The following is a 13559-nucleotide window of genomic DNA, read 5'->3' on the forward strand; positions in this document are numbered from 1 at the left end:
CTGCTCGGCCCGTCGTCGGCGTCATCCGCGCCTGGCGGTGGCGCCGCCGTCCGGCCCCGGCCGGGGCCGGTGGGGGGGCGCCGGCGCGCGCGGGGGGCGCGGGGCGGGGCCGGGGGCCGGGCCGGCCGCGGCCGCCGGGCCCGGCCGCGATGCGGCGCGACGGCGACCGGCTGCGGTTCGTGGGCGCCGCGACGCGGCGCATCGCCCGCGGCATCGACCTCGACGAGATCGTGATGGGGCTGTGCCGGGCCACGGTCCCGACGTTCTCGGACGCGATCCTGGTCTATCTGCGCGACCCGCTGCCGGTGGGCGACGAGCGCCCGGTCGGGCCGCTGCTGCTGCGCCTGCGGCGGACCGACCGCATCCCCGAGGACCACGACACCGACGGCGGCACGCTGCCCGCGCTCCAGGTGCAGTCCGACCTGGCGACGGCCTCCGAGCTGTGCGAGGTCCGCGTCAACAGCGCCCTCGACCACGTGCTGCGCGGCGTCCGGCCGGTGTTCGCGGACTCCGCGGTGGCGCTCGGCGCGCTGCCGGAGCTGCTCGGCTCGGGCCGCACGGTCCCGGGCGGGCAGCGGGCGATCCTGGCGCCGCTGCGGGGGCGGCGCCGGGTGATCGGCGCGGCGGTCTTCCTGCGCCGCCCGGACCGGCACCCCTTCGAGGCCGACGACCTGCTTGTGGCGGCCCAGCTCGCCACGCACAGCGCGCTCGGCATCGACAAGGCCGTCCTGTACGGCCGCGAGGCGTACATCGCCGACGAGTTGCAGCGCACGATGCTCCCCGAGACCCTGCCGCGCGCCACCGGCGTGCGGCTCGCCTCGCGCTACCTCCCGGCCGCCGAGACCGCCCGCGTCGGCGGCGACTGGTACGACGCGATCCCGCTGCCCGGCAGCCGGGTCGCCCTCGTCGTCGGCGACGTCATGGGCCACTCGATGACGTCCGCGGCGATCATGGGCCAGCTCCGCACGACCGCGCAGACCCTCGCCGGGCTCGACCTGCCGCCGCAGGAGGTCCTGCACCACCTCGACGAGCAGGCCCAGCGGCTCGGCTCGGACCGCATGGCGACCTGCCTGTACGCGGTCTACGACCCGGTCTCGCACCGCATCACCATCGCCAACGCGGGCCACCCGCCGCCCGTCCTGCTGCACCTAGGCGGGCGCGCGGAGGTGCTGCGCGTGCCCCCGGGCGCGCCCATCGGCGTGGGCGGCGTGGACTTCGAGGCCGTCGAGCTGGACGCCCCGGCGGGCGCGACGCTGCTGCTGTACACCGACGGGCTCGTGGAGTCCCGGCTGCGGGACGTGTGGACCGGCATAGAGCAGCTCCGCGAGCGGCTCGCCGCCACCGCCCAGCTCACCGGGCCCGACCACCCGCCGCCCCTGGAGGCGCTCTGCGACGAGGTGCTCGACATGCTCGGGCCCGGCGACCGCGACGACGACATCGCCCTGCTCGCCGCCCGCTTCGACGGCATCGCGCCCAGCGACGTGGCGTACTGGTTCCTGGAACCGGAGGACGCCACGCCGTCGCGCGCCCGCCGCCTGGCCCGCTCCGCCCTGGAGCGGTGGGGCCTGACGGACCTGAACGACGCCGTGGAGCTGCTGGTCAGCGAGGTCGTCACGAACGCGGTGCGGTACGCCACGCGCCCGATCACGCTGCGGCTGCTCCGCACCGACGTGCTGCGCTGCGAGGTCGGCGACGACGTGCCGCAGCTGCCGCGGCTGCGGCAGGCGCGGGCCACGGACGAGGGTGGCCGCGGCCTCTACCTGGTCAACAGGCTGGCGCGGCGCTGGGGCGCCACCCGGCTGAGCACGGGCAAGGTGGTCTGGTTCGAGCTGAACCAGAGCTGAGCCGGGGCTGGACCGGAGCTGAGCCGGGCGGGCCCCGCACAGTCTCGTACGCTCCGGTCCCGTACGGCTTGGCCCGTTCCCGCCCGGTCCCATCCGCTTCCGTACGCGACAAACGCCCGGAACCAGTGGTTCCGGGCGTTGCCGCGTGTCCGTCCGGTGCCTCGGGCGGGCCCTATTCGTCGGACCTGCCCGACCGGTCCGCCCGCCGGTCCTCGGGGTCGTCGGGCGTGCCCCCGGTGGACGGCGGGGTCGTCGTCGGGGTCGTCGGCGGCTGCGTCGTCGGGGTGGTGGGCGTCGTGGGCGGCCGCGTCGTCGGGGTCGTCGGCGGCTTCGTCGAGGGCGGCCGGGTCGTCGGCGGCTTGCTGCTCGGCTTGTCCTCGTCCTCCTCCGGCTCGGTCGGCCGCAGGGTCGGCGTCGGCGGGGCCTGGGTGGTCGGCTCCGGCGGCGGCGCGACGGCCGCGCCCATGTCGGTGTCGAGGTCGAACCTGGTGCGCGAGCCGGTCGCGTCGAAGGTGTACGCCGCCCAGACCTCGGCCGGGAAGCTGCCGCCGTCGACGCGCGGCTTGCCGCCCGCGCCCCGCATGGAGACCTGGGTGCCGCGCTTGACCTTGCCCTCGTCCTTGGGCTGCTCGCCGAACAGGCCGACCGCGGTGACCAGCTTCGGCGTGTAGCCGACGAACCAGGCCGACTTGTTGTCGTCGGACGTACCGGTCTTGCCCGCCACCTGCTGGCCGTCGCGGGTGGGCGCGTCGCGCACGGACTTCCGGGCGGTGCCGTCGTCGACCACGCCGGTGAGCACGGAGGTCACGGAGTCCGCGGCGCCCCGCTTGATCACCTGGTCGCCGATCGCCCCGGGCAGCTCGACGGTGCGGTCCTTGTGCTCGACGGACTTCACGAGCCGCGGGGTGACCAGCTTGCCGTGGTTGTCGAGCGTCGCGTACACCCCGGCCATCTCCAGGGGGCTCGCGCCCATCGTGCCGAGGGTCTGCGCGGGCACAGCGGGCAGGCCCTTGGTGCTCATGCCCAGCTTGCCCGCGGTCTCCAGGACCTTGTCCATCTTCACGTCCACGCCCATCTGCGCGAACACGGAGTTGATGGACTTGTTCATCGCGGTCTGCACGGTGACCGGCCCGTAGGAGCGGTCGTCCTCGTTCGGCGGCGCGAAGGCGATGTCGCTGCCCTTGACGGGGCGCTCGCTGCGGCCGCTGTAGACGGTGTTCGCCGTGATCGGCGTGCCGTCCTGGGTGGTGGCGCCCTCCTCCAGGGCGGCGGCGAGTATCAGCGGCTTGAAGGTGGAGGCGGGCTGGTAGTCGGTGCGGGTCGCGTTGTTCCGGTAGTGCTTGAGGTAGTCGCTGCCGCCGTACATCGCGACGACCGCGCCGGTCTTCGGGTCCACGGACACCGCGCCCGCCTGCACGCGCGCGTCGGCCTTGCTCTTCTTCGGGTCGAGGCGGTCGTTGAGCTTCCGGTCGACGGCCTTCTCGAGCTGGCGCTGCTTCTTGCGGTCGATGTTCAGCGTGATGGTGTACCCGCCGAGCTTGAGCTGCGCCTCGGCCTCGGACTTGGTGTAGCCCTGCCGCATGAGCTGCCGCTGGACGATCTCGTTGCCGAACTGGACGAGGTAGCCCGTCTGCCCCTTCATGCCGGGCGCGGCCTTCGGCGGGTCCGGGTAGGGGAACTTCAGGCCGTCGCGCTCGCCCTTGTCCAGCCAGTCCTCCTCGACCATGTTGTCCAGGACGTAGTTCCAGCGCTCCTTGACCAGCTTCTTGCCGGTGTCGGAGGCGGTGGCCCAGTCGTAGGAGCTCGGCGCCTGGAGGAGCGCGGCGAGGTAGGCGCCCTGCGCGACGTTCAGCTTCGCGGCGTCGACGCCGTAGTACGCCTGGGCGGCGGCCTGGATGCCGTAGGCGCCGCGGCCGTAGTAGCTGGTGTTGATGTAGCCCGCGAGGATGTCGTCCTTGCTCTTCTCGCGGTCCACCTTCAGCGAGATGACCAGTTCCTTGAGCTTGCGCGAGACGGTCTGTTCCTGCGACAGGTAGTAGTTCTTGACGTACTGCTGGGTGATCGTCGAGCCGCCCTGCTTGCCCTTGCCGGACAGGGTGTTGAGCACGCCGCGCGCGGTGCCCTTGAAGTCGATGCCGGTGTCCTTGTAGAAGGACTTGTTCTCGGCGGCGACGAACGTGCGCTGCACACCCTTGGGGATCTCGTCCAGGTCGACGATCTCGCGGTTGACGTCGCCGTCGCGGTAGAAGACCGTGCCGTCGCTGTACTTGAAGATGTTGCTCTGCTTCTTCGCCAGGGCGTTGCCCTTGGGGATGTCCACCACCAGGTAGAGGACGACGAAGCCGAGCACGGCGAGCAGGATGACGCCGAAGAAGTAGCCGAGGAGCTTCTTCCAGGTGAAGAAGCGGCGGATGCCGGTGGGCTTGGGTTTGCCGCCGCGGGTGCGCTTGCCCGGACGGCCACCGGAGCCGGAGCCACCCGCCCCGCCGGAGCCGGAGCCGGACCCGGACTCGCCGGGGCCGGTGCCCGCCGGGCCGTCCGCCGCGGGGCCCGTACCGGCGCCGGTGCGCGTGCCGGTGTCCGGAGTGCCGGCGTCGACGGGGGTGCCGGCGGCCGGAGTGCCGCCGGACGGGCGGCCGCGCGCTGCCCGGCGCGCACCGCGCTGCCGCGCTTTTCGCTCTTCCGCTCGGCCCATGACTGTGGTCGCTCCGCTCTTCTCGTCGTCGCTTCTCGTCGTCGCTTCTCGTCGCTCCGCGTCGTCCGCCCGGCGAGGGCTCGGCACCGGTTCGCCGGCTCCTCGCCCCCGTGCGGCCCACGCGTCCCGCACGTCCCATACAGGACAGGTCAGCTCATGAAGCTAACACCGCACCGAATGACAGAAGACGCCCGATACGGTCTTTTCCGGACGTGACAATGAGCACCCACCGCGAGGGAACCCTTACCACTCCACCGGAATCGACTCCCCCGAAGCGCGGACGGTTGCCTCCCGTTTCCGCCGGAGTGCTCCCTTCCACACCTACACACTCGACGTATACACCGCACGTATACGTGGTGTGTATAGTGCTCCGCATGTCCATCGGTCACACGCTCCTCGGGCTGCTCGAGTCCGGACCGCGCCACGGTTACGACCTCAAGCGCGCCTTCGACGAGAAGTTCGGGCACGACAAGCCACTGCACTACGGGCAGGTCTACTCGACCATGTCCCGCCTGCTGAAGAACGGCCTCGTGGAGGTCGACGGGATCGAGGCGGGCGAGGGTCCCGAGCGCAAGCGGTACGCCATCACCGAGGCGGGCATCACCGATGTCCAGCGGTGGCTCGCGACGCCGGAGAAGCCCGAGCCGTACCTCCAGTCCACCCTCTACACCAAGGTGGTCCTCGCGCTGCTCACGCACCGCGACGCCGCCGACATCCTCGACACGCAGCGCTCGGAGCACCTGCGCATGATGCGCATCCTGACCGACCGCAAGCGCAAGGGCGACCTCGCCGACCAGTTGATCTGCGACCACGCCCTGTTCCACCTGGAGGCGGACCTGCGCTGGCTGGAGCTGACCTCCGCCCGGCTCGGCCGGCTCGCCAAGGAGGTACTGCCCGCATGACCCCCGCCGGCTCCCTGCTCTCCGCCCACGGGCTGCGCAAGGCCTACGGGCCCACGACCGCGCTCGACGGCGCCGAGTTCTCCATCCACCCGGGCGAGGTCGTCGCCGTGATGGGCCCCTCCGGCTCCGGCAAGTCCACGCTCCTGCACTGCCTGGCCGGGATCGTGCGCCCTGACGCGGGCGAAATCTCGTACAACGGACAGGAATTGACGGGTATGACGGACACCGCGCTCAGCGCGCTGCGGCGCAGCGAGTTCGGCTTCGTCTTCCAGTTCGGCCAGCTCGTGCCGGAGCTCACCTGCGTCGAGAACGTGGCCCTGCCGCTGCGGCTGAACGGCGCCCGGCGCAAGGACGCCGAGCGCACCGCCCTGACCTGGCTGGAGCGCCTGGAGGTCGACGACGTGCGCGGCAAGCGCCCCGGCGAGGTCTCCGGCGGCCAGGGGCAGCGCGTCGCCGTGGCCCGCGCGCTGGCCACGAGCCCGCGCGTGGTCTTCGCCGACGAGCCGACCGGCGCGCTCGACTCGCTCAACGGCGAGCGCGTCATGGAGCTGCTCACCGACGCCGCCCGCAGCGCCAACGCCGCCGTCGTCCTCGTGACGCACGAGACCCGCGTGGCGGCGTACTCCGACCGCGAGATCGTCGTCCGCGACGGCAGGTCGCGGGACATGGAGCGCGTCGTATGAGCCTGACCCCGACGCGCTCGACTCCCCCGGGGACGGGGCGGTCGAGCCCCGCCTCCCCGGGCCGCTCCGCGGGCCCGACCGGTGCCCGCGCCTGGGCGCGCGACCTGGCCATGGGGCTGCGCTTCGCGGTCGGCGGCGGCCGCGAGGGGTGGATCCGCACGCTTCTCACCGCGGTCGGCGTGGGCCTCGGCGTGGCGCTGCTGCTCGGCGCCGCGTCGGTGCCGGAGCTGATGCATCACCGCGACGCCCGCTCCACCGCGCGGACGCCGCTCGGCGAGATGAGCGGCGAGAAGGTCGAGCGCTCCGACTCGACGGTCCTGATCGTCAACGCGGGCACCGACTTCCGCGACTCGGAGATCAGCGGCCGCGTGGTCCGCGCCGACGGCGGCCACCCGGTCCTGCCGCCCGGCCTCGACGCGCTGCCGCGCCCCGGCGAGCTGGTCGTCTCCCCCGCGCTGCGGGAGCTGATGGACAGCTCCGACGGCAAGCTCCTCAAGGAGCGCTTCAGCCAGTACCGCCTCACGGGCACCATCGGTGACGCGGGCCTGATGCGCCCCAACGAGCTCTTCTACTACCTCGGCTCCGACACCCTCACCAAGAGCGACGGCGCCTTCCGCACCGGCGCCTTCGGCTACAAGGTCAGCGAGGATCCCCTCGACCCGCTCCTGGTCGTCCTCGTCGTCCTGATCTGCGTCGTCCTGCTGACGCCGGTACTGATCTTCATCGGTACGGCGGTCCGCTTCGGCGGGGAGCGGCGCGACCAGCGGCTCGCCGCGCTGCGCCTGGTGGGCGCGGACCGGCGGGCGGTGCGCCGCATCGCGGCGGGCGAGGCGCTGTGCGGGGCACTGCTCGGGCTCCTCGCGGGCGCCGGTTTCTTCCTCGCCGCGCGCCAGCTGCTGGGCGTCGTCGACCTCTGGCAGATCAACGCCTTCCCCTCGGACATGGTGCCGCTGCCGGGGCTCGCCGCGCTGATCCTGCTCGCCGTGCCGGTCTCGTCGGTGCTGGTCACCCTGGTGTCGCTGCGCGCGGTCGCCATCGAGCCGCTGGGCGTGGTGCGCAGCTCCTCCCCGCGCGGGCGCCGCCTGTGGTGGCGGCTGCTGCTCCCGGTCACCGGCCTGCTCATCCTGCTCGGCCAGAACCGCCTGACCTCGTCGGCCACCTCCGACGACGTACACGTCTACACCATCGCGGTCGGCGCGACCCTCGCCCTGGTGGGCCTCGCGACGCTGCTCCCCTGGCTGGTGGAGGCGGCCGTGCGGCGGCTGCGCGGCGGCCCGGTGCCCTGGCAGCTCGCCACCCGCCGCCTGCAGATGAACAGCGGTACGGCGGCCCGCGCGGTCAGCGGCATCACGGTCGCGGTGGCGGGCGCGGTGGCCCTGCAGATGCTGTTCGCGTCCATGCACGACGACTTCAACACCACCACGGACCAGGACCCGCACCGCGCCCAGCTCAGCGTGTACGCGCAGAAGGGCAGCGGCCCGCTCGCCCAGCGCATGATCGACGACTTCCGCGCCACCAAGGGCGTCAAGGGCGTCATCGGCACGGTCTCGGCGTACGTCGTGAAGCCCGGGAAGCTGGGCAAGGGCGAGGAGCTGCGGCCGACCACCGAGCTGTCGGTCGGGACCTGCACCACGCTGCGCGAGCTGGCGCACGTCGGCCGGTGCGCGGACGGTGACACGTTCGTCGTGCACGCGGGCGACGCGGAGCAGGACGCGTGGGTCGACCGGACGGCGCGCCCCGGCAAGCGCATCGACCTCAACTACGACAGTTGGGGCGACTCCACGACCAAGGGGCACGGCGCGCACGTGCCGTGGACGCTGCCGAAGTCGACCCGCGTGGTGCAGGCCAGGCCCGACCCGGTCGGCGACAAGTACAACGGCATCCTCGCGACGCCGGGCGCCGTCGACGTGGAGCGCATGGCCGACGCGCAGACCCGCGCCATGGTCCAGATCGACCCCGGCGTGGCGGACGCGGAGGAGTACGTGCGCAACACCGCGGCCCGCATGGACCCGCTGGTCCGCGTGAACACCATCCGCATGATCGAGCGCGACAAGCAGTACGCCTCCGTGCAGCGGGGCCTCCAGGCCGGGGCCATGGCGACGATGACGCTGATCGCCGCGTCCATGCTGGTGTCGATGCTGGAGCAACTGCGTGAGCGCAAGCGCCTGCTGGCGGCCCTGACCGCCTTCGGCACCCGGCGTACGTCGATGGCCTGGTCGGTCCTGTGGCAGACGGCGATCCCGGTGGCCCTCGGCCTGGCCCTCGCGGTCGTGGGCGGCCTGGCCCTGGGCACGGTGATGTGCCGCATGGTGAACAAGTCGGTCACGGACTGGCTGGTCTTCCTCCCGCTCACCGCCGCGGGCGCGGCCCTGGTGGCGGTGGTGACCCTGCTGAGCCTGCCACCCCTGTGGCGCATGATGCGCCCGGACGGCTTGCGCACGGAGTAGCCCCCACCGAGAGCAGGGGCGGGAACCTCAGGTCTCCCGCCCCTGTCCTCTGCTGTCCTCCGCCCCCTCGCGGGGCGCCCCGAAGGGGCGCGGGGAACTGCGCGACGAGCCACGACAGCGCAGCAGACGGCGACGACACAACCCCCCCGCGGCGGGCAGCCGCGAAGCCCCGGCCCAGCCAGGCGCAGCCAGGCGCAGCCGGGCCGCGGCAGCGGCTAGAGAACCCGCACGGGCAGCGGCCGCAAGGCCTCCCGCAGGGCCCGGGCCAACTCCTCGTACTCCGCGGCCCGCGCAGCCCCCGCCCGCATGGCGAAGGCCACCCGCCGGCTCGGCGCGGGATCGGCGAAGTACCCGGTGAGCAACTGACTGCTGCGGCTCGTCTCCACCCGCACAGCGGTCCGCGGCAGCAGCGTCACCCCCAGCCCCCCGGCCACGAGCTGCACGAGCGTCGAGAGCCCCGCGGCGGTCGTGGTGACCGGCGCGTCGTCCCGGCCCGCCTCCCGGCAGACGTCGAGGGCCTGGTCCCGCAGGCAGTGCCCCTCGTCGAGCAGCAGCAGGTTCAGCTCGCGCAGGGCCTCGCGCGGAATGCCCTCGCGCCCGCCGAGCCAGTGGTCGAGCGGGGTGACGAGCACGAAGTCCTCGTCGAAGAGGGGCAGTTCCGTGATGCCCGGCACCCCGAGCGGTACGGCGAGCAGCAGCAGGTCGAGCCGCCCGGCGGCCAACCCCTCAAGGAGCGAGGAGGTCTGCTCCTCGTGCACCTGGAGGTCCAGGTCCGGGTACTTCTCGTGGACCAGGGTCAGCACCGCCGGCAGCAGGTACGGCGCCACGGTCGGGATCACGCCGAGCCGCAGCGCCCCGGTGAACGGCGCCTTCACCGCGTCGGCCTCCTCCAAAAGCGCCTCGACCTCGTCGAGGACCGCCTTGGCGCGCACGGCGAGCCGCTCCCCCGCCGGGGAGAGCAGCACCTTGCGCGTGGTGCGCTCCAGGAGCTGGACACCGAGTGCCTCCTCCAGCGCGGAGACGGCACCGGACAGCGCGGGCTGACTCATCCCGATTGCTGCCGCCGCGTCCCGGAAGTGCAGATGTTCGGCGACGGCGGCGAAGGCACGGAGCTGTGCGAGGCTGGGCTGCTTGCCCCTGTTTACGGCAGGCACTGATAACTACCTCCAATCAACACGACCGAGTGTAGCTATTTCCCTAATCAATGCACTCTGTGCCACGATCGTCAGTAGTCCAACCCCGTGGAACCCCTTACCGGGTTCCGATCGCTGCAAGGAGAGCGCGTGCTCACTGTCGGTGACAAGTTCCCCGAGTTCGACCTGACCGCCTGCGTCTCGCTGGAGAAGGGCAAGGAGTTCGAGCAGATCAACCACAAGACCTACGAGGGTAAGTGGAAGATCGTTTTCGCGTGGCCCAAGGACTTCACCTTCGTGTGCCCGACCGAGATCGCCGCCTTCGGCAAGCTGAACGACGAGTTCGCTGACCGCGACGCCCAGATCCTCGGCTTCTCCGGCGACTCCGAGTTCGTGCACCACGCCTGGCGCAAGGACCACCCGGACCTGACCGACCTGCCCTTCCCGATGCTGGCCGACTCCAAGCACGAGCTGATGCGTGCGCTCGGCATCGAGGGCGAGGACGGCTTCGCGCAGCGCGCCGTCTTCATCGTGGACCAGAACAACGAGATCCAGTTCACCATGGTGACCGCCGGCTCCGTCGGCCGTAACCCGAAGGAGGTCCTCCGGGTCCTCGACGCCCTCCAGACGGACGAGCTCTGCCCGTGCAACTGGAGCAAGGGCGAGGAGACCCTGGACCCGGTCGCGCTGCTGGCCGGTGAGTGAGCATGGCCCTCGATGAACTGAAGGCCGCCGTCCCGGACTACGCCAAGGACCTGAAGCTGAACCTCGGCTCGGTCATCGGCAACTCCGAGCTGCCCAAGCAGCAGCTCTGGGGCACGGTGCTCGCCTGCGCGATCGCCTCGCGCTCCGCGCAGGTGCTGCGTGAGCTGGAGCCCGAGGCGAAGGCGAACCTCTCGCCGGAGGCGTACACCGCGGCCAAGTCCGCGGCCGCCATCATGGCGATGAACAACGTCTTCTACCGCACGCGCCACCTGCTCTCCGACCCGGAGTACGGGACGATGCGCGCGGGCCTGCGGATGAACGTCATCGGCAACCCCGGTGTCGAGAAGGTCGACTTCGAGCTGTGGTCGCTCGCGGTCTCCGCGATCAACGGCTGCGGGATGTGCCTCGACTCGCACGAGCAGGTGCTCCGCAAGGCCGGTGTCGACCGCGACACCATCCAGGAGGCCTTCAAGATCGCTTCGGTGATCCAGGCCGTCGGCGTCACCCTGGAGACGGAGTCCCACCTGGCCTGACGGCCACGTACCTCCCCCCTCCCCCAGGGCCCTGCTCCCCGCGAGCGGGGCCCTGGGTTTTTCGGTACGGGGCGGGGCTGCGGCTCCGTTCACCCGTGCCCTCCCACCCACCCGTACCACCCCGGCGACCACGCCCGACCCCGACCTGGCGGCTCGCAGGTGAGCGGTCCCCCGCCCGCCGCTCCGCGGCGAATACCTCCCACCCGCCCACCCGTACAACCCCAGCGACCTGGGCAGCCCCGACCTGGCGGCTTGCGGGTGGGTCGTCGGCTGCTCCGCTTGTCCGTCCCGGTGAATAGCACAGGCGAAGGCTGCAAGCCCGCCCGGCGATCGAGGACAAGCCGCGCAGCGGCCGTGGAAGGACGGGCGGCGGGGAAGCGGGCTCCGGCGACCATGCAAGGACCGGCCGCAGGCAGGCGAGAACATCGAGCCCGTACCGGCGAGCCGCGCAGCGGTGAGTGAGGGGCAGGCGGGTGGCACCCATGAATGGCTGCGAACAGACGAGGACTTTGAGCCCGGCCGACGGGCGCGGAGCAGCCGTGGAAGGGCGGGTGGGGGTGGATCCGGCTTTGGTGACTGGCCCGGACCGGTCGTGGACAGGCGGAGGCATCGAGCCCGAGCTGCGTTGAGGGCGATGCGCGCAGCGGCGATGGAGAGGGGTGGACAGGGATCCACGCTTCGGTACTCGCCCAAGACCAGTCGCGGGCGAGCAAGAACTTTGAGCCCGTCCGGCGATTGAGGACAAGCCGCGAAGCGGCCGTGGAGGAACGGGTGACGGGGAGGCGAACTCCGACGACCGTCCAAGCACCGGCCGCGTGGGCAAGGCGAAGCATCGGGCCCGTCCGGCGAGCCGCGCAACGGTGAGTGAGGGGGCTCCGGCACCCGTCGCCCAGGAACGGGTTGCGCGCGGGCGGGGGTTTTGAGCCTGTCCGGCGATTGAGGACGAGGCGCGGAGCGGCCGTGAAAGGGCGGGTGGGTGGGAGGCACGCTGCGGCAGCCGCCCAGGAACGGTTGTGAGCAAGCAGGAGATTTGAGCCCGTCCGGCGATTCAGGACGAGGCGCGGAGCGGCCGTGAAAGGGCCGGTGGGTGGGAGGCACGCTCCGGCACCCGCCCAGGAACGGTTGCGGGCAAGCAGGGGATTTGAGCCCGTCCGGCGATTGAGGACGAGGCGCGGAGCGGCCGTGGGAGGGCGGGTGGGTGGGGATGGGGCTTCGGCGGGCGGCCTGGGCCGGGCGTGGGCAGGCGGTGGCACCCAGCCCGGCCGGAAGCCGAGGCGCGCAGCGGCCGTGCGGGGGCGGGTGGGTGAGGCGGACTCGGGGGGCGGGTGGGTGGGAGGCGGGCTTTGAGGGGGGTCAGGCGTCTTGGGGTGGGGGGTCCGCTACTGCTTCGGCCTGGCGCAGAGCCATCTCGCGGGAGTATGCCCGCAGATAGCCCACCACCGTGTTGGTCACCGCGACCAGCGGCACGGCCACCACGGCCCCGCCGATGCCCGCCACCATGCCGCCCGCGGCCACGGAGAGCACCACCGCCAGCGGGTGCACCTGCACCGCCCGGCCCAGGATGAAGGGCTGCAGGATGTGCCCCTCGATCTGCTGCACCGCGAGCACCACGATGAGCGCCATCACCGCCGTGAACACACCCTGCGTCACCAGCGCGACCACGACCGCGAGCGCCCCGGACACCACCGCGCCCACCAGCGGGATGAACGCGAACAGGAAGATGAAGACGGCCAGCGGCACGGCCATGGGCACGCCGAGGAAGTAGATCCCGAGCCCGATGAAGACCGCGTCGATGAGGGCCACTATCACCGTGCCCCGCACGTACGCGGTGAGCGTCTTCCACGCCCGCGGCCCCGCCCCCGCGACGCCCGGCCGCGCCGCGGCGGGCACGAGCTTGAGGCACCACTTCCAGATGCGCGGCCCGTCGTACAGCAGGAAGAGCGTGGAGAACATCGCCAGCAGGATGCCCGTCAGCGTCTCCATGATGACGGTGACGCCTTCGAGGCTCGCGGAGGTGATCTCCTCGGAGTTCGCGCCCACCGCCTCGCGCAGGCTCTTCGCGATGTCGTTGATCTGGGACTCGGTGACGTGGAAGGGGCTGTTGAGCAGCCACTTGCGCAGGTCCTCGATGCCGTCCTGGACCTGGTTGGAGAGCGTGTCGACGTTCTCCATGACCTGCCAGACCACGAACCAGCCCACCAGGCCCATGATCACGAAGCCGAGTACGGCGGTGACCATCGTGGCGAGCCCGCGCGGCAGGCCGAGCCGGGAGAGCCGGGCCACGGTCGGCTGGAGCAGGGCGGTGATGAGCAGCGCGGCCACGAACGCGAACACGACGAGCTGCACCGCGCTGATGACCCTCATCAGGACCCAGACGGTGCCCGCGAGCACGAGCAGTCGCCACCCGGCCTCGGCGGCGACCCGCATGCCCCACGGCACGGCGGCCACCGGGTCGGGGCGCGCCGCTATGGCGGGGGCGTAGGTGGGCGGCGCGGGCACCTGGCCCGCGGCGGCGCCGGCCTCCCCGTCCACGTCCTCCGTACCGGAGTCGTCGCCCGCGCGCGCGTCCGCGGCGTGCCGGACCAGGTCGGCGTACCGCTTGCGCAGCGACAGCTTG

Annotated in this window: 9 protein-coding genes; 6 read left to right on the forward strand and 3 right to left on the reverse strand. The window is 72.3% G+C overall.

What is annotated here, in order from left to right:
- Positions 1–23 precede the first annotated feature (23 nt).
- Positions 24–1844 (forward strand): SpoIIE family protein phosphatase, encoded by a 1821-nt coding sequence (locus QK440_RS21960; protein ID WP_349239307.1) that lies wholly within the window; start codon positions 24–26, stop codon positions 1842–1844.
- A 172-nt stretch (positions 1845–2016) separates the two neighbouring features.
- Here the strand turns inward: QK440_RS21960 and QK440_RS21965 are convergent, their stop codons facing one another.
- Positions 2017–4539 (reverse strand): transglycosylase domain-containing protein, encoded by a 2523-nt coding sequence (locus QK440_RS21965; RefSeq protein WP_282794879.1) that lies wholly within the window; start codon positions 4537–4539, stop codon positions 2017–2019.
- Between the two features lie 374 nt (positions 4540–4913).
- Between QK440_RS21965 and QK440_RS21970 the strand changes: the two genes are divergently transcribed.
- The 3 genes from QK440_RS21970 to QK440_RS21980 are packed head-to-tail and all read left to right on the forward strand — an operon-like array spanning position 4914 to position 8571.
- Entirely contained in the window at positions 4914–5441 is a 528-nt protein-coding gene (locus QK440_RS21970; RefSeq protein WP_190137214.1) for a PadR family transcriptional regulator, read from the forward strand.
- A complete protein-coding gene (locus QK440_RS21975; protein WP_282794880.1) occupies positions 5438–6124 on the forward strand; it encodes an ABC transporter ATP-binding protein in 687 nt (228 codons plus the stop codon). Before QK440_RS21970 ends, QK440_RS21975 begins: the two co-directional genes overlap by 4 nt.
- Positions 6121–8571 (forward strand): FtsX-like permease family protein, encoded by a 2451-nt coding sequence (locus tag QK440_RS21980; protein WP_282794881.1) that lies wholly within the window; start codon positions 6121–6123, stop codon positions 8569–8571. Before QK440_RS21975 ends, QK440_RS21980 begins: the two co-directional genes overlap by 4 nt.
- Before the next feature lie 215 nt (positions 8572–8786).
- Here QK440_RS21980 and QK440_RS21985 read toward each other — a convergent pair whose 3' ends face one another.
- A complete protein-coding gene (locus QK440_RS21985) occupies positions 8787–9725 on the reverse strand; it encodes a LysR substrate-binding domain-containing protein (protein WP_282794882.1) in 939 nt (312 codons plus the stop codon).
- 129 nt (positions 9726–9854) lie between these two features.
- On the opposite strand from QK440_RS21985, the gene QK440_RS21990 reads away from it, so the two are divergent.
- Together QK440_RS21990 and QK440_RS21995 are read left to right on the forward strand one after the other, a co-directional pair.
- The gene (locus QK440_RS21990; protein ID WP_190137218.1) at positions 9855–10409 is read left to right on the forward strand and encodes a peroxiredoxin; all 555 of its coding nucleotides are present in this window, start codon (positions 9855–9857) and stop codon (positions 10407–10409) included.
- 2 nt (positions 10410–10411) lie between these two features.
- Positions 10412–10942 carry an alkyl hydroperoxide reductase gene (locus QK440_RS21995; RefSeq protein WP_190137219.1) on the forward strand — a complete coding sequence of 177 codons (531 nt, stop codon included), beginning with the start codon at positions 10412–10414 and terminating at the stop codon, positions 10940–10942.
- A gap of 1353 nt (positions 10943–12295) precedes the next feature.
- Here the strand turns inward: QK440_RS21995 and QK440_RS22000 are convergent.
- The gene (locus tag QK440_RS22000; protein WP_282794919.1) at positions 12296–13549 is read right to left on the reverse strand and encodes an AI-2E family transporter; all 1254 of its coding nucleotides are present in this window, start codon (positions 13547–13549) and stop codon (positions 12296–12298) included.
- Positions 13550–13559 lie beyond the last annotated feature (10 nt).

It is taken from the genome of Streptomyces sp. CC224B (assembly GCF_030010595.1).
Classification (GTDB): Bacteria; Actinomycetota; Actinomycetes; order Streptomycetales; family Streptomycetaceae; genus Streptomyces; species Streptomyces longispororuber.